Below are 15,186 nucleotides of genomic sequence, written 5' to 3' on the forward strand. Positions count from 1 at the left end.
CTCCTTCCCCCTCTGGGGGAAGGCTGGGATGGGGGCAAGCGGCGTTGGTCAGGCCGACAGCAACTGACATGCCGCAAGCCCCCACCCCTACCCTCCCCCAGCGGGGGAGGGAGAAATGCGGGCTCGACGAAACGAAGACGCAGGGTATTGCTCCTTCCCCCTTTGGGGGAAGGCTGGGATGGGGGCAAGCGGCGCTGGATGAGCCGACAGCAACTGACATGCCGCGAGCCCCCACCCCTGCCCTCCCCCAGCGGGGGAGGGAGAAAGTCAAAGTCATTCGAGGGCTTCGCACGCGGCCACGATGCGCTTGCACGCCTCTTCCAGCTGCGACATCGCCGTCGCATACGAAATCCGGAAATACGGCGCCAGCCCGAACACGCTGCCTGGCACCACCGCCACCTCGAAGTCCTGCAGCAGGTAGCCGCAGAAGTCGCTGTCGCTCTGCAGCAAGGTGCCGCCGGGTGTGCGCTTGCCGAGCACGCCCGCGCAACTCGCGAAGGTATAGAACGCGCCTTCGGGCACGCGGCAGTGCAGGCCGGGCGCGCGGTTCAGCGCGGCGACCACGAAGTCGCGGCGCGCCTGGAAGTCGGCGCAGCGCTCGGCCACGATGCCCTGCGGCCCGGTCAGCGCCTCGATGGCCGCGGCCTGGCTGATGGACGACGGGCACGAGGTCGTCTGGCTCTGCACCACGGCCATGGCCGCGATGAGCGCGCGCGGCCCCGCGCCGTAGCCCACGCGCCAGCCGGTCATGGCGTAGGCCTTCGACACGCCGTTGACGGTCAGCGTGCGTTCGCGCAGCCGCGGCTCGACCGCCACCGGCGTCGCAAAGGCGAGCCCGTCGTAGAGGATGTGTTCGTAGATGTCGTCCGCCAGCACCCACACCTGCGGATGCCGCAGCAGCACCTCGCACAGCGGCTTGAGCTGCGCCGCGCTGTAGGCCGCGCCGCTCGGGTTCGACGGCGAGTTGAGGAACAGCCAGCGTGTGCGCGGCGTGATGGCCGCGTCGAGTTGCGCCGCATCGAGCCGGAAGCCGTCGGCTTCGGAGCAGGCCACCACCACCGGCACGCCGCCGCAGATCCGCACGATGTCCGCGTACGAGGTCCAGTACGGCGCGGGCAGGATCACCTCGTCGCCCGGGTCCAGGCTGGCCATCAGCGCGTTGAAGATGACCTGCTTGGCGCCCGCGCTCACGCTGATCTCGTCGGGCGCGAAGTCCAGCGCGTTGTCACGCCTGAACTTCAGCTGCACCGCGGCCTTCATCGCCGGGCTGCCGTCGAGCACCGTGTAGCGCGTCTCGCCGCGTTCGATGGCGCGCACCGCGGCGTCGCGCACGTTCGGCGGCGTGTCGAAATCGGGCTCGCCCGCACCCAGCACGATCACCGGCCGGCCCGCGCGCTTGAGCGCGTTGGCGTGGTCGGTGATGCGCAGGATTTCCGAGACGCCGATGGCGCGCACGCGCTGCGCCGGCAGGAAAGCAACGGTGTCCAGGTTCACTTGGCGTAGGCCTCCAGCGGCTTGTCGTTGGGCTCGGCCATCAGCTGCTTGAGCGCCGGGCTCATGGGCAGGTTCAGGCTGGTGTTCTTCGGCGGAATGGCGGCCACGAACCACTTGGTGTAGATCTTCTCGAGGTCGCCGCTCTTCATCATGCGGCGCAGCGAGTCGTCCACCGCCGCCTTGAAGGCCGGGTCGTCCTTGCGGAACAGCAGCGCGATCGGCTCGGAGCCCAGCGCCTCGCCGACGATGCGGTACGACGCGGGGCTCTTCGAGTTCGCGATGATGCCGGCCAGCAGGTTGTCGTCGAGCACGAAGGCATCGGCGCGGCCCGACTCCAGCAGCAGGAAGCTCTCGAGGTGGTCCTTGCCCAGCATGGTGTTGTAAGAGACGTTCTGTGCGCGCTCGCGCTTGCGCAGCAGCTGCACGGCGGTGGTGCCGGTGGAGGCCGACACGTTGCGCCCCGCCAGCTGGTCGAGCGTGGCGATGCCCGAGTCGACCTTGGTCGCCATGCGCACTTCGCTCACGTACGTGGTGAGCGCGAAGGCCACCTGCTGCTGGCGGGCGGTGTTGTTGGTGGTGGGGCCGCAGCCGATGTCCAGCGTGCCGTTCTGCACCAGCGGAATGGTGTTCTGCGCCGTCACGGCCATGTACTCCAGCCTGGCCTGCGGCGCGATGTCCTTCAGCACGCGCTCACACAGCTCCACGTGATAGCCCACGTACTTCTCGCCCGCGCCCAGCATGTAGGCCATGGGCGGCGAGGCTTCGCGCACACCCAGCACCACCTTGCCGCTGCCCTTGATCTTGTCGAGCGTGCCGGGGGTGGTCTGCGCGGCGGCGCCGAACGCGAGCGCGAGCATCGTGGCTGCGATGGCGGTGGTCGTGGCGGTCTTGAAGGGAATGTTCATGGTCTCTGTCTCCTGCTTATGGTTGTGGTGAATGCATGCGGCCGCCCGCCGGCCGCCGCAGCAGGGCTGCTGCGCGGCAGGTTCGAACGAACCGGGAAGGCGGTCAGTCGCCGATGTCGAAGGTCACGCCTTGTGCAAGGGGCAACGCGGTCGAGTAGTTGATGGTGTTCGTGGCGCGGCGCATGTACGCCTTCCAGCTGTCCGAGCCCGCCTCGCGCCCGCCGCCGGTTTCCTTCTCGCCGCCGAAGGCGCCGCCGATCTCCGCGCCGCTCGGGCCGATGTTGACGTTGGCAATGCCGCAGTCCGAGCCCGCGCTCGACATGAAGCGCTCGGCCTCGCGTACGTTGAGCGTGAAGATCGACGACGACAGGCCCGCGCCCACTTCGTTGTGCCATTCGATGGCCTCGTCGAGCGTGCTGTAGCGCACCACGTACAGGATGGGCGCGAAGGTCTCGCGCAGCACCGGGCCGGCGTGCGACTTGAGCTCCACCAGCGCGGGGCGCACGTAGTAGGCGTCCTGCGTGCCGATGCCATAGACGCGGCTGCCGCCATGCACGGTGGCACCGATCTCGCGGCTTTCGTTCAGGGCCTTCTGCATGCCGTCGAAAGCGGCGCGGTCGATCAGCGGCCCCACCAGCGTGCCGGCCTCGCGCGGATCGCCCACCTGCACGTTGCCGTAGACCTTGGCAAGCTTGGGCACCAGCGCGTCGTACACGCTGTCGTGCACGAACAGGCGACGCAGCGTGGTGCAGCGCTGGCCGGCCGTGCCCATGGCCGCGAAGGCGATACCGCGCAGCGTGAGGTCGAGGTCGGCCGAGGGCGTGACGATGGCGGCGTTGTTGCCGCCCAGCTCCAGGATGGCGCGGGCAAAGCGGGCAGCCAGCTTCGGCCCCACCTGGCGGCCCATGGCGGTGGAACCGGTGGCCGACAGAATCGGCACGCGGTGGTCGTCCACCAGCACCTCGCCGATGTCGCGCAGGCCCAGCAGCAGGCCCAGCAGGCCTTCGGGCGCGTCGCCGAAGCGCTCGATGGCGCGCTGCGCGATGGCATGCACGGCCAGCGCGGTCAGCGGTGTTTTCTCGGACGGTTTCCACACCACCGAGTCGCCGCACACCAGCGCCAGCGCCGCGTTCCACGACCACACGGCCACGGGAAAGTTGAAGGCGGAGATCACGCCGCACACGCCCAGCGGATGCCAGGTTTCCATCATGCGGTGCTCGGCGCGCTCGGTGGCCAGCGTCAGGCCGTAGAGCTGGCGCGACAGGCCGACCGCGAAGTCGCAGATGTCGATCATTTCCTGCACCTCGCCCGCGCCTTCGGACGGAATCTTGCCGGCCTCCAGCGTGACCAGGCGGCCCAGGTCGCGCTTGGCGACGCGCAGCTCTTCGCCCAGCAGGCGCACCAGTTCGCCGCGGCGCGGGGCCGGCACGTTGCGCCAGGCCTTGAAGGCCTCGTGCGCGCGGCCGATGGCGGCGGTGGCCTCGGCCGGCGTGGTCTGCCGCACCTGTGCGACCACCTCGCCGGACACCGGCGAGCGCACCGTCAGTTCGCCGCCGGTGTGGGCTTCGCGCGGCACGCCCAGGCGCTGCAGCAGTTGTTCGACTTCGGTGGCGACGGACGCCGGGGAAAGGGGGGTGTGGTCTTCGGACATGGACGCGCTCCGGGAAGGAGGAGGAAGAAGGAAGGCAGGAAGGCGGTACGGGGGTGGAACCCGGCCAATATCAGCGAACTGCGCGCGATTGGCTAGTGAAAAAATGGAAGGACCTGATGCGTTTGAGGAAGGATGATGGCGTGCGCCGCGCATCCGACGGGCTGCGCGCCTACGCACAAGGCGCCAGGCCGCATCCAAGATGCGCCACCCCCACTTGCCCGATGCGCCATGAAGACGATCCTCTCCCTCTACGCCGCGCTCCACGCGCTGACGGCGTTCGCGTTCGCCGCAGCGGCCGTGGTGCTGATCGCGGTCGCGGGGCACGCGGGCTTTGTCGCCGTCATGCAGGGCATCGACATCGCGACGGCCGAAGCGGTGATCGAGGCGGTCGGCCTGCTGGCGGCCGCGGTCGTGGCGCTGCAGATCTCGCAGACCGTGCTCGAAGAAGAAGTGGTGCGCGACGCCCACATCGGCGCGCCGACGCGGGTGCGCCGGTTCCTGTCGCGGTTCATGGTGGTGATCGTGGTGGCCGTGGCGGTCGAGGGCCTGGTCGCGATCTTCAAGGCCCGCGAGATGCCCGAGCTCATGCTGTACGGCGCCGCCCTGCTGAGCGCGGTGGGCCTGCTGATGGCGGGCTGGGGCGTGTTCATTCGCCTCAACCGCTACGCCGAAGAGCTGGAGCCCGAAGCGATGCAGGAAGCCAAGAGCGAAGACATCAAGCTGAAGGAGTGAGCATGCCTTTTTCGAGCCTTCTCAAGCCCACCCTGGCCGCGCTGAGCGTGGCCCTGCCGCTCGCGGCCGCCGCCGCGGAACGCAACCCGCTCGTGACCGAGCGCTGGAAGACGCGCCCGGTGGTCGTGGTGGTGCCGGCGGAGGGTGACGCGATGCTGCGCAAGGTCGAGTCCGCCCTGCGCCAGACGGCCACGCGCGAGGCCTTCATCGACCGCGAGATGGTGCTCTACACGGTGGTCGCGGGCCAGGGCCGCCGCAACGCGCAGCCGCTCGACGTGGCGCAGACCCGCGCGCTGCTGGCCGCGCTGAAACTCGATGCGGCGGGCCCGCCCATCTTCGTGCTGGTCGGCAAGGACGGCGGCGTGAAGATGACCGAAGGCCCCGACGTCGACCTGCAGGCGGTGTTCGCGGAGATCGACAGGATGCCGATGCGCCGGCGTTGAAGCTGGCGGTGCTGACACGCCGGCGTTGTTGATGCCCCGGAGGCTCAGGCCTTCCCCGGCCCGGGCGCCTCCGGCAGCTCGATCTTCTGCCCCGCCGGCGAACTCGCCAGGCTCTGCGCCGGCCGCCGCAGCGTGGCGTCGAACGGGTTGATCTTCGGCCCGATGGCCGCGGCCTCGCGCTTGAGCAGTTCCACCACGGTCGGCATGCGGTCGGCATTGAGCCGGTCGGCGATGGTGCCCACGCTCAGCGCGGCCACCGCGCGCCCTTCGCGGTCGAGGATCGGCACCGCCACGCCCGCCATGCCCTCGAGCAGCCCGGTGTTGCGCCCCGCATAGCCCTGCTGGCGCACGCGCTCGATCTCGGTGCGCAGGTACACCTCGTCGTACACGCCGTACTCGCGCACGCGCGACAGGTTGAAGCGGATCACCTCTTCGCGCTCCGCCTCCGGCAAGAACGCCAGGATGGCCAGCGCCCCTTGCCCCACGCCCAGCGCAATGCGCCCGCCGATGTCGCCGGTGAACGATCGGATGGGAAACGGCCCTTCGCTGCGGTCCAGGCAGACGGCGTCGAAGCCGCTGCGCGCCAGCAGGAAGATGCTGTCCCCCAGGCTCGCGCACAGCCGCAGCAGCACCGGCCGGCAGATGGAGCGCAGGTCGCCGGGGTTGCCCGCGCTGGCCGCGAGCGCGAAGAAGTCGATGCCCAGGCGGTAGAGCTTGGTGCGCTCGTCCTGCTCGACCATGCCTTCGGCCATGAGCGACTGCAGCAAACGGTGCGTGGTGGCCTGCGTGAGGCCCACGGAACGTGCGATCTGCGTCACGCGCCCGCCCTCGGCCTGCACCGCGCCGAGCGCCCGGATCACCGAAAACACGCGCGGCACGCCGCCGCTGGACGGTGCGGTGGCCGGTGCGGCGTCCGAAGTGCTTTCCATACCTTGCTCCTGTGGAATCGTGCTGATTGCTTTCGGCCATTATATTCCATTGAACGGAATAAATTGAAGAAAGATTCTGATTAATGGAATACCCGAGGCGATCTGGCGCAATCGTTGCAATAGAGTGAATTGAACGCAGCAAGCTGTCCATGGCCCGCACCAAGATGAACCAAGGTGCCCGGAGCCATCTTTTCGCTCCCGCAGAAAGGCACTCTCCCATGTCATTCCTCCAGCTCACCGACGTGACCAAGTTCTATGGCGCCACCCGCGCGGTGTCGGCCATGAACCTCACGGTGGAAAAAGGCGAGTTCGTCTCGCTGCTCGGCCCCTCGGGCTGCGGCAAGACCACCACGCTGCAGATGATTGCGGGCTTCGAGGCCGTGAGCAGCGGGCGCATCGAGCTCGCGGGCAAGGACATCACGCACGCCAAGGCCAACACGCGCGGGCTGGGCATCGTGTTCCAGACCTACGCGCTGTTCCCGCACATGACGGTGGCCGACAACGTGAGCTTCGGCCTCGAGATGCGCAAGATGCCCCAGGCCGAGCGCAGCGAGCGCGTGAAGCAGGCGCTGGCGCTGGTGCACCTCGAAGCGCACGCCACGCGCTATCCGCGCGAGCTCTCGGGCGGCCAGCGGCAGCGCGTGGCGCTGGCCCGCGCGCTCGTCATCGAGCCGCCGGTGCTGCTGCTGGACGAGCCGCTCTCCAACCTGGACGCCAAGCTGCGCGAGGAGATGCAGTTCGAGCTGCGCCAGATCCAGCGCAAGGTGGGCACCACCACGGTGATGGTCACGCACGACCAGAGCGAGGCCATGTCCATCAGCGACCGCGTGGTGGTGATGGAAGGCGGCTGCGCCACGCAGATCGACCATCCGCAGCGCGTGTACGAGCATCCGAGCACGCGCTTCATCTCCACCTTCGTGGGCAAGGCCAACCTGCTGGACTGCCGCGTCTCCAACAGCGGCGCCACGCGCACCTGCGTGGAAGTCGGCGCGCTCTCGCTCGACGTGGACGACACGGGCTTCAGCGTCAACACCGCGGCGCTGCTGAGCGTGCGGCCCGAAAAGCTGCAGCTGGTGCCGCCGGGGCAGGGCCGGCTCGACGGCGAAGTGCAGGAGCGCTTCTTCCTCGGCAGCCAGTGGCTCTACCGCGTGGCCACGGCCGTGGGCGACCTCACGGTGCTCAGCCCCAACGACGGGCGCGAGGCGCTCGAGGAAGGCGCCCGCACCGGCCTCGACTGGCCGGCGCACTGCATGCGGCTGCTGCCGGCGGAGAAAGCGGTCGCCGCATGAGCACCGCGCTGAAGCACAAGGCCACCCCGTGGTGGCTCAGCGCCCCCGCGCTGCTGCTGTTCACCGCGCTGCTGCTGGTGCCGCTGGCGCTCACGGCCGTGCTGTCGTTCAACGTGTACGACCCGGCCACCGGTCCCAAGGCGGGCGAGTTCACGTTCGCGCACTACGCGCTGGTGTTCTCCGACTCCTACTACCTGGGCATCTTCTGGCGCACCTTCTGGGTGTCGGGGCTGGTCACGCTGATCTGCGTGGTCATCGGCGCGCCCGAGGCCTATGTGCTCAGCCGCATGCGCAACCCGTGGCGCTCGATTCTTCTGCTGGTGGTGCTGGCGCCGCTGCTGGTCTCGGTGGTGGTGCGCGCCTTCGGCTGGAGCATGCTGCTCGGGCCCGAGGGCGCGGTCAACGGCCTGCTGGGGCTGCTGGGCATCGGCCCGGTGAAGATCCTGTACACCAGCACCGCCGTGGTCATTGCGCTGGTGCACGTGATGCTGCCGTTCATGGTGATCCCGGTGTGGACCTCGCTGCAGAAGCTGGACCCGGGCGTGGAGAACGCGGCCCTGTCGCTCAACGCCACGCCCTTCACCACGCTGCGGCGCATCGTGCTGCCGCAGGTGATGCCGGGCATTCTGTCGGGCAGCCTGATCGTGTTCGGCCTGGCCGCGAGTTCGTTCGCCATTCCGGGTCTGCTGGGCGGGCGGCGCCTGAAGATGGTCGCGACCATCGTCTACGACGAGTACCTCAGCGAGCTGAACTGGCCACTGGGCGCTGCCGTGGCGCTGGTTCTGCTTGTCGCGAATCTGGTCGTCATGCTCAGCTACAACCGCCTCGTAGAAGGCCGCTACAAGAAAGCGCTGGGCTGACATGACCCCCACGCTCCATCACTTCGTGTATTCGCTGCCCCCCGAGGGGGCGCAGGCCTCCCTTGGGGCGGCCCGGCGGGAGGCCTGAGCCATGAACAAGAACGGCCCCATCGCCCTCGCGTTCAACGCGCTCGTCATCACCTTCATGCTTGCGCCGCTGGTGGTGGTGTGCATCGTGGCGTTCACGCCCGAGAACACGCTGACCATTCCGACCACGCACTTCTCGCTGCGCTGGTTCCGCGCGGTGTTCGCGCACCCCGACTTCATGCAGTCGTTCTGGAACAGCCTGTGGCTCGCGCTGAGCTCGGCCACCATCGCCACGCTGCTGGCGGTGCCGGCCGGCATGGCGATCACGCGCTACGCGTTTCCGGGGCGCAACTTCCTCAACGGCCTGTTCCTGTCGCCGCTGATCGTGCCGCACCTGGTGCTGGGCGTGGCGCTGCTGCGGCTGTTCTCGCTGGTGGGCGGCTCGGGCAGCTTCGCCTGGCTGGTGATGGCGCATGCGCTCATCGTCACGCCCTACACGCTGCGCCTGGTGGTGGCGGCGCTGGTGGGCTTCGACCGCAGCGCCGAGCAGGCCGCGCTGTCGCTGGGCGCGAGCCAGGCCACGGTGTTCCGTCGCATCACGCTGCCGATGATCCTGCCGGGCGTCACGGGCGGCTGGATGCTGTCGTTCATCAACAGCTTCGACGAAGTGACGATGTCCATCTTCGTCACCTCGCCCAGCACGGTGACGCTGCCGGTGCGCATGTACATGTACGCCACCGAGTCGATCGACCCGCTGATGGCGGCGGTGTCGGCGCTGATGGTGGCCGTCACGGCCTTCGCGATGGTGCTGCTGGACCGCATCTACGGGCTGGACCGCGTGCTGGTGGGGCGCAGCAAATGACGACCACTTCTCATGCATTGCTGCACCGCGTGGCCGAGACCACCGACCGCGAGGCCGTGGCCTTCACGCTCGACGGCGTGCCCGCGAGCGCACTCGCCGGCGACACCGTGCTGACCGCCGTGCTCACGCAAGGCGCCCAGCTGCGGCGCAACGAGTTCAGTGGCCTGCCGCGCGCGGGCTTCTGCATGATGGGCGCCTGCCAGGACTGCTGGATCGCCACCGGCGAAGGCGAGCGGCTGCGCGCGTGCTCGACCTTCATCGCGCCCGGCATGGCGCTGGTCACGGGAAAGAACGGCACATGACGAGCTCAGGCGACATCCGCCCCGTGATCGTCGGCGCCGGCCCGGCCGGCGTGCGCGCGGCGCAGACGCTGGTGGCCTACGGCCTGCGGCCCGTGGTGATCGACGAGGCCTCGCGCGCCGGCGGCCAGATCTACCGCCGCCCGCCTGCCAGCCTAGCGCAGCGCAGCACGCAAACGCTCTACGGCCTGGAGTCGAAGCGCGCCGAGGGCGTGCACGCCTCCTTCGACGCGCTGCAGGGCCGCATCGAGCACCGGCGCGACAGCCTGGTGTGGAACGCGCAGGACCGGCTGCTCGACGTGATGCACGGCCCCACGCACACCAACCACCGCGTGCCCTACAGCCACCTGATCGTGGCCACGGGCGCCACCGACCGCGTGCTGCCGGTGCCGGGCTGGACGCTGCCGGGCGTGTACACGCTGGGCGGCGCCCAGGTGGCGCTCAAGTTCCAGGGCTGCGCCATCGGGCAGCGCGTGGTGTTCATGGGCACCGGACCGCTGCTGTACCTGGTGGCGTACCAATATGCGAAGGCCGGCGTGAAGGTGGCCGCGGTGCTGGACACCGCGCGCCTGGCCGACCAGCTGGCCGCCACCCCCGCCATGCTCACCCAGCCTGCGGTGTTCGCCAAGGGCGTGTATTACGTCGGCTGGCTGCGCGCGCACGGCGTGGCGCTGCACAGCGGCGTGCGCCCGCTGCGCGTGCTCGGCGACGACACGCAAGGCCGCGTGACCGGTGTCACCTGGCAGGACGGCCACGAGGAACGCACGCTGGCCTGCGACGCGGTGGGCTTCGGCTACGCGCTGCGCTCCGAGACGCAGTTGCCCGACCTGCTGGGCTGCCGCTTCGACTACGTGCCCATGCACCGCGCGCACCTGCCGGTGTGCGACGCGGCGGGCCGCTCCAGCGTGCAGGGCGTGTACCTCGCGGGCGACGGCGCCGGCATCATGGGTGCGGATGCGGCCGAGTGGGCCGGCGAGCGCACGGCGCTGGCGCTGCTGGCGGACCACGGCTTGGCCGTCGACACGGCGCGTGCATCGGCGCTGGAACGCAAGCTGGGCAAGCTCATGGGCTTTCGCCGGGGCCTGGAGCGCGCCTTCCCCGTGCCGCAGGACTGGGCCGCGCACGCCAGCGACGACCTGGTGGTCTGCCGCTGCGAGAACATCACGGCCGGCACGTTGCGCCAGACCGTCGCGATCAACGGCGCCGACGAAATGAACCGCCTGAAGGCCCTGTCGCGCGTCGGCATGGGCCGCTGCCAGGGCCGCATGTGCGGCGTGGCCGCGGCAGAAATCCTGGCGCACGCAACGCAGCAACCGCTGCAGCAGGTCGGGCGGCTGCGCGGGCAGGCGCCGATCAAGCCGATTCCGCTGCGGCTCGTGCCCGCCGACGCGATCGCCGAAACGACCGACGAAGGAACCGGCGAATGAGCGGCATCACCCCCCTGAAGACCGACGTCGCCATCGTCGGCGGCGGCATCGTCGGTGCTTCGGCCGCGCTCGCCTTGCGCCGCATGGGCCTGGGCGTGGTGCTGCTGGAGCGCGACCTGTGCGGCTCGCGTTCGAGCGGCGTGAACTTCGGCGGCGTACGCCGCCAGGGCCGCCCGCTCAGCCAGCTGCCGCTGACGCAGCGCGCGCACCGCATCTGGGGCCAGCTGCCCGCCCTGCTGGGCACCGACGGCGAATACATCCGCTCGGGCCATTTCAAGATCGCGCGCAGCGAGGCCGACATGGCCTCGCTGGAGCGCTACCGCGCCATGAGCAGCGACTTCGACCTGGGCCTGGAGCTGATCTCCGCCGCGCGCCTGCGCACGCAATGCCCCTGGCTCGGCACGCGCGCCATGGGCGGGTCGCTGTGCCCGGAAGACGGGCAGGCCAACCCGCGCCTGGTGTCGCCGGCCTTCGCGCTGGCGGCGCGGCGCGCGGGCGCGCAGGTGCTGGAGCGCCACAAGGTCGACGAGGTGGCGCACGACGGCGCCCTGTTCATGGTGCGCGCGACGCATGCCGAAGGCACGCGCGAAGTGCAGGCCCCGGTGCTGCTGAACTGCGCCGGCGCCTGGGCCGGCGCCATTGCCGCCCAGTTCGGCGAGACGCCGCCCCTGCGCGCACGCAGCCCCGTGATGGCGGTGACCGAACCGGTGCCGCACTTCATGACATGGAGCCTGGGCGTGGAAGGCGGCGGCATCTACTGCCGGCAGGTCGCGCGCGGCAACCTCGTGATGGGCGGCGGCACCGGCATCACGCTCAGTGCCGACCGCGCGCGCGCGGACCACGACGCCATCGCCATGCTCGCGATGCAGGCCGTCGAGCTGCTGCCCGCGTTGCGCCACACCCATTTCATCCGCACCTGGGGCGGCACCGAGGGCTACCTGCCCGACCGTGAACCGGTGCTCGGCCCGAGCCGCACCACGCCCGGCCTGTTCCACGGCTTCGGCTTCTCGGGCGCGGGCTTCCAGATCGGCCCGGCCGCCGGCGAGGTGCTCGCCGAACTGGCGCGCGACGGGCGCACCGACACACCCATCGACGCCTTCGCCATCGGGCGCTTCGACGAAGAACCCGTTTCAGTTTCCGTTTCCCACGCCTGACCCCCTGGCTGAATTCCCACCCTGAACTTGATTGGAGAGCACACCATGTCCCGCACCGCCAAGTCCCCTTCCCTCCTTTGTGCCGTCGCCTTCGCGGCGCTGCTCGCCGCCGCCGGCACCGCCAGCGCGCAGAACAAGACGATCTACATCGGCATGAACGGCGGCACCATGGAGAAGGCGTACACGCAGTACGTGTTCCCCGCCTTCGAGAAGGCCTACGGCGCCAAGGTGGTGGTGGTGCCCGGCACCTCCTCCGACATCCTGGCCAAGGCGCAGGCCAACAAGGACAGGCCGCAGATGCATGTGATGTTCCTCGACGACGGCATCATGGTGCGCGCCATCGGCATGGGGCTGTGCCAGAAGCAGAAGCCCAACCCCTCGCTGGCAGAGATCTACCCCGCCGCGCGCTTCAAGGACGACATGGCCAGCGGCGTGAGCCTGGGCATGACGGGCCTGGCCTACAACGCGAAGATGTTCAAGGAAAAGGGCTGGGCGCCGCCCACCTCGTGGATGGACCTGGCCGACCCCAAGTTCAAGGGCAAGGTGGTGTTCCAGTCGATGTCGTCGTCCTCGTTCGGGCTGCACGGCTTCCTGATGTTCAACCGCATCCAGGGCGGCAACGACAAGAACGTGGAGCCCGGCTTCAAGGCCTGGCCCACCACCGTCGGGCCGAACGTGCTGGAGTACATCCCGAGTTCGGCCAAGCTGTCGGAGATGGTGCAGACCAATGAAGCGGCCATCTTCCCGCTGACGCCCACGGCCGTGGCCGCGCTCAAGACCAAGGGCATTCCGGTGGAGTACGCGCCGCCCAAGGAAGGCGCGGTGGTGCTCATGGTGGGCCAGTGCGTGATCGCCAACAACAGCGAGCCCGAGCTGTCGCAAAAGCTCGCCGAGTTCTTGCTGAGCCCGTTGGCACAGGCCAACGTGCTGCAGTACGGCGCGCAGATTCCGACCAACCCCAAGGCGCCGGCCGAGGGCGAAGGCGCGGCGCAGGTGGCGGACATCAACAAGTGGATGAAGACGGCCGTCACCATCGACTGGGAAAGCATCAACGCGAACCGGCCCGCATGGAACGCGCGCTGGAACAAGACCATAGAGAAGTGATCCGTCAGCCCTGCGCGCCGGTTCTTACGGTTTTGCGCAGCAGCACCGGCAGGCACAGCAGATAGAGCGACGCACCCGCCAGCCACACGATGCCCGGAAAGCGCGTTCGGAACGCGAAGTAGAGCGGGCTGATGAGCAGCGGGCCGAACACCGCCGCCAGGCTGGTGATGCTCGCGAGCACGCCCTGCAGCCGCCCCTGCTGCGCCTCGCCCACGCGCGCCGAGAGCGTCGCCTGCAGCGCCGGGGCGCAGACGCCGCCCATGCACAGGAGCGGCAGCATCGCGATGGCCATCCAGCCCTGCGTGGCGAAGGCAATCAGCGCATAGCCCGTGCCGTCGGCGATGGTGCCGATGGCGATGGCCGCGCGTTCGCCCCAGCGCTCGACCACCGGGCCGGCGACGAAGCCCTGCACCAGCGCATGCAGAAGGCCAAAGACCGCGAGCGAGAGGCCGACCATGGTGCCGTTCCAGGCGTAGCGGTCCTGGCCGTAGATCACCCAGGTCGTGCCAGCGACCTCGCCCACCAGCACCAGCAGCAGGAACACGCCGAGCAAGGGCAGCAGCGCCGGAAAGCTGTTGGCCCAGCGCAGCGGCGCGAGCGGATGCAGCACGCCGCGATCGAAGGGTTTCGTGGCGAGCGCCGGCGGGCGCGACTCGCGCAACACCAGCAGGCCGACGAGGAAGGTCACGCCGTTGAGCACCGCAGCCGCGATGAACGGCAGCCGCACGCCGTGGTCGCCGAGCACGCCGCCGATGGCTGGCCCGGCAATGAAGCCCAGCCCGAAACAGGCGCCCATGCGGCCGAACCAGCGCGCGCGCTGGTGCTCGGGCGTGAGGTCGGCAATGGCGGCGGAGGCCACGGCGGTGCTCGCGCCCGTCATGCCCGCGATCGCGCGGCCCACGAAGAGCATCCACAGCGAGGGCGCGAAGGCCATGAAGAGCGCGTCGATGGCTGCGCCCGCCACCGAGATGAGCAGCACCGGCCGGCGGCCGAAGCGGTCGCTGAGCGCGCCGAGCACGGGTGCGCAGAGGAACTGCATCAGCGCGTAGAGCGAGAGAAAGGCGCCGAAGCGCCAGCCGAGGTCGCCGGTGTGGCCGACCTCGCGCAGCAAGCTCGGCACGATGGGCATGACCAGGCTGATGCCGACGGCGTCGAGCGTGACAATGGCGAGGATCACGGCGCGCGCGTGGTGAGCGCTCGCTGGAGCATGTGGGGAATGGATGGAATTTATCATCGATAAGGAATTATCAGCGATAAATTCCTGGCCGTGAAGTCCCCGCGCGCAACGACATTCACATCTACATCGGCACCCATCGACATGAAACTGGACCGCGAAGCGATCCTCGAGGCCGCGCTCGCGCTGCTCGACGAGGTCGGCATGGACAAGCTCAGCACCCGGCTGCTGGCCGAGCGGCTCGGCGTGCAGCAGCCCGCGCTGTATTGGCATTTCAAGAACAAGCGCGCGCTGCTGGACGCAATGAACGGCCAGATCCTGCACAGCACGCACGAGCGCAAGCTGCCGCTGCCCGGCGAGACCTGGGACGCGTTCCTGCGCGAGAACGCGCACAGCTTCCGGCGCGCGCTGCTGGCGCGGCGCGACGGCGCACGCCTGCATGCCGGCTCCGAGCCCGATCCGGGCGACCTCGACATGGTCGAGGCCCAGCTCGCGGCCGTGGTCGGCCTGGGCGTGCCGGTGGCGCAGGCAATGACGCTGCTGATCGCGCTGGGCCGCTACACCGTGGGCTGCGTGCTCGAGCAGCAGGCCACCCCGCCCGACGCGGCGGCGCAGCAGCAGGCGCTGGACGCCGCCGCGGCCTCGCGTCCGCTGCTGGCCGATGCCTTCGCCACCTACCGCCGGGCCGGCCCCGACGCGCTGTTCGAGATCGGCGTGGACCTGATGCTCGAAGGCGCGAAGGCGCGCCTGGCGGGCGGCCCGCCCGCGGACCTCGCGAACACCGCCGCCCCCGGCCCGGCCGCAAAGCGCGGCGGCCGCGCGCCGCGCCGCTGAAG

General features: G+C 69.7%; 15 protein-coding genes. 10 read left to right on the forward strand and 5 right to left on the reverse strand.

Annotation, left to right across the window (positions count from 1 at the left end; all coding sequences use genetic code 11):
- Positions 1-273: 273 nt before the first annotated feature.
- The 3 genes from ACSFBM_RS27235 to amaB form a co-directional block, all read right to left on the reverse strand.
- Positions 274-1,494: a pyridoxal phosphate-dependent aminotransferase gene (locus ACSFBM_RS27235; protein WP_435487194.1), complete on the reverse strand. Its 1,221-nt coding sequence runs from the start codon at positions 1,492-1,494 to the stop codon at positions 274-276.
- Positions 1,491-2,399, reverse strand: coding sequence for an amino acid ABC transporter substrate-binding protein (locus ACSFBM_RS27240; protein WP_435487195.1), 909 nt, complete (start codon positions 2,397-2,399; stop codon positions 1,491-1,493). Before ACSFBM_RS27240 ends, ACSFBM_RS27235 begins: the two co-directional genes overlap by 4 nt.
- 103 nt (positions 2,400-2,502) lie before the next feature.
- Positions 2,503-4,050 (reverse strand): L-piperidine-6-carboxylate dehydrogenase, encoded by a 1,548-nt coding sequence (gene amaB / locus ACSFBM_RS27245; protein WP_435487196.1) that lies wholly within the window; start codon positions 4,048-4,050, stop codon positions 2,503-2,505.
- A 228-nt stretch (positions 4,051-4,278) separates the two neighbouring features.
- On the opposite strand from amaB, the gene ACSFBM_RS27250 reads away from it, so the two are divergent.
- Both ACSFBM_RS27250 and ACSFBM_RS27255 read left to right on the forward strand, forming a co-directional pair.
- Complete coding sequence (locus ACSFBM_RS27250; RefSeq protein WP_435487197.1) at positions 4,279-4,782, forward strand: hypothetical protein; 504 nt, start codon at positions 4,279-4,281, stop codon at positions 4,780-4,782.
- Positions 4,783-4,784: 2 nt separating this feature from the next.
- Positions 4,785-5,225 (forward strand): DUF4174 domain-containing protein, encoded by a 441-nt coding sequence (locus ACSFBM_RS27255; RefSeq protein WP_435487198.1) that lies wholly within the window; start codon positions 4,785-4,787, stop codon positions 5,223-5,225.
- Between the two features lie 44 nt (positions 5,226-5,269).
- On the opposite strand, the gene ACSFBM_RS27260 is transcribed toward ACSFBM_RS27255, so the two are convergent.
- Entirely contained in the window at positions 5,270-6,154 is an 885-nt protein-coding gene (locus tag ACSFBM_RS27260) for an IclR family transcriptional regulator (RefSeq protein ID WP_435438847.1), read from the reverse strand.
- 218 nt (positions 6,155-6,372) lie between these two features.
- On the opposite strand from ACSFBM_RS27260, the gene ACSFBM_RS27265 reads away from it, so the two are divergent.
- The 7 genes from ACSFBM_RS27265 to ACSFBM_RS27295 all read left to right on the forward strand — a co-directional run bounded on the left by ACSFBM_RS27265 (position 6,373) and on the right by ACSFBM_RS27295 (position 13,176).
- A complete protein-coding gene (locus ACSFBM_RS27265) occupies positions 6,373-7,443 on the forward strand; it encodes an ABC transporter ATP-binding protein (RefSeq protein ID WP_435487199.1) in 1,071 nt (356 codons plus the stop codon).
- Positions 7,440-8,303, forward strand: coding sequence for an ABC transporter permease (locus ACSFBM_RS27270; RefSeq protein ID WP_435487200.1), 864 nt, complete (start codon positions 7,440-7,442; stop codon positions 8,301-8,303). The genes ACSFBM_RS27265 and ACSFBM_RS27270 overlap by 4 nt, the downstream gene beginning before the upstream one ends.
- Positions 8,304-8,394: 91 nt before the next feature.
- The gene (locus ACSFBM_RS27275) at positions 8,395-9,192 is read left to right on the forward strand and encodes an ABC transporter permease (protein ID WP_435487201.1); all 798 of its coding nucleotides are present in this window, start codon (positions 8,395-8,397) and stop codon (positions 9,190-9,192) included.
- Complete coding sequence (locus ACSFBM_RS27280) at positions 9,189-9,494, forward strand: (2Fe-2S)-binding protein (RefSeq protein WP_435487202.1); 306 nt, start codon at positions 9,189-9,191, stop codon at positions 9,492-9,494. Before ACSFBM_RS27275 ends, ACSFBM_RS27280 begins: the two co-directional genes overlap by 4 nt.
- A complete protein-coding gene (locus ACSFBM_RS27285; protein ID WP_435487203.1) occupies positions 9,491-10,918 on the forward strand; it encodes an FAD/NAD(P)-dependent oxidoreductase in 1,428 nt (475 codons plus the stop codon). The genes ACSFBM_RS27280 and ACSFBM_RS27285 overlap by 4 nt, the downstream gene beginning before the upstream one ends.
- Positions 10,915-12,072, forward strand: coding sequence for an NAD(P)/FAD-dependent oxidoreductase (locus ACSFBM_RS27290; RefSeq protein ID WP_435487204.1), 1,158 nt, complete (start codon positions 10,915-10,917; stop codon positions 12,070-12,072). Before ACSFBM_RS27285 ends, ACSFBM_RS27290 begins: the two co-directional genes overlap by 4 nt.
- A 45-nt stretch (positions 12,073-12,117) precedes the next feature.
- Positions 12,118-13,176, forward strand: a complete 1,059-nt coding sequence (locus ACSFBM_RS27295; protein WP_435487205.1) for an ABC transporter substrate-binding protein — start codon at positions 12,118-12,120, stop codon at positions 13,174-13,176.
- 4 nt (positions 13,177-13,180) lie between these two features.
- Here ACSFBM_RS27295 and tet read toward each other — a convergent pair whose 3' ends face one another.
- Positions 13,181-14,410 carry a Tet(A)/Tet(B)/Tet(C) family tetracycline efflux MFS transporter gene (tet, locus tag ACSFBM_RS27300; protein WP_435487206.1) on the reverse strand — a complete coding sequence of 410 codons (1,230 nt, stop codon included), beginning with the start codon at positions 14,408-14,410 and terminating at the stop codon, positions 13,181-13,183.
- Positions 14,411-14,494: 84 nt separating this feature from the next.
- Between tet and tetR the strand changes: the two genes are divergently transcribed.
- Positions 14,495-15,184 carry a tetracycline resistance transcriptional repressor TetR gene (gene tetR / locus ACSFBM_RS27305; protein WP_435487207.1) on the forward strand — a complete coding sequence of 230 codons (690 nt, stop codon included), beginning with the start codon at positions 14,495-14,497 and terminating at the stop codon, positions 15,182-15,184.
- Positions 15,185-15,186: the final 2 nt, after the last annotated feature.

Source organism: Variovorax pasteuri (genome assembly GCF_051216435.1).
Lineage (GTDB): Bacteria > Pseudomonadota > Gammaproteobacteria > Burkholderiales > Burkholderiaceae_C > Variovorax.

Excerpts from the sequence above, each read along its gene's own strand:
- ACSFBM_RS27240 (WP_435487195.1), bottom strand. The coding sequence starts at position 2,399 with ATGAACATTCCCTTCAAGACCGCCACGACCACCGCCATCGCAGCCACG.
- amaB (WP_435487196.1), bottom strand. The coding sequence starts at position 4,050 with ATGTCCGAAGACCACACCCCCCTTTCCCCGGCGTCCGTCGCCACCGAA.
- ACSFBM_RS27250 (WP_435487197.1), top strand. The coding sequence starts at position 4,279 with ATGAAGACGATCCTCTCCCTCTACGCCGCGCTCCACGCGCTGACGGCG.
- ACSFBM_RS27255 (WP_435487198.1), top strand. The coding sequence starts at position 4,785 with ATGCCTTTTTCGAGCCTTCTCAAGCCCACCCTGGCCGCGCTGAGCGTG.
- ACSFBM_RS27260 (WP_435438847.1), bottom strand. The coding sequence starts at position 6,154 with ATGGAAAGCACTTCGGACGCCGCACCGGCCACCGCACCGTCCAGCGGC.
- ACSFBM_RS27265 (WP_435487199.1), top strand. The coding sequence starts at position 6,373 with ATGTCATTCCTCCAGCTCACCGACGTGACCAAGTTCTATGGCGCCACC.
- ACSFBM_RS27270 (WP_435487200.1), top strand. The coding sequence starts at position 7,440 with ATGAGCACCGCGCTGAAGCACAAGGCCACCCCGTGGTGGCTCAGCGCC.
- ACSFBM_RS27275 (WP_435487201.1), top strand. The coding sequence starts at position 8,395 with ATGAACAAGAACGGCCCCATCGCCCTCGCGTTCAACGCGCTCGTCATC.
- ACSFBM_RS27280 (WP_435487202.1), top strand. The coding sequence starts at position 9,189 with ATGACGACCACTTCTCATGCATTGCTGCACCGCGTGGCCGAGACCACC.
- ACSFBM_RS27285 (WP_435487203.1), top strand. The coding sequence starts at position 9,491 with ATGACGAGCTCAGGCGACATCCGCCCCGTGATCGTCGGCGCCGGCCCG.
- ACSFBM_RS27290 (WP_435487204.1), top strand. The coding sequence starts at position 10,915 with ATGAGCGGCATCACCCCCCTGAAGACCGACGTCGCCATCGTCGGCGGC.
- ACSFBM_RS27295 (WP_435487205.1), top strand. The coding sequence starts at position 12,118 with ATGTCCCGCACCGCCAAGTCCCCTTCCCTCCTTTGTGCCGTCGCCTTC.
- tet (WP_435487206.1), bottom strand. The coding sequence starts at position 14,410 with ATGATAAATTCCATCCATTCCCCACATGCTCCAGCGAGCGCTCACCAC.
- tetR (WP_435487207.1), top strand. The coding sequence starts at position 14,495 with ATGAAACTGGACCGCGAAGCGATCCTCGAGGCCGCGCTCGCGCTGCTC.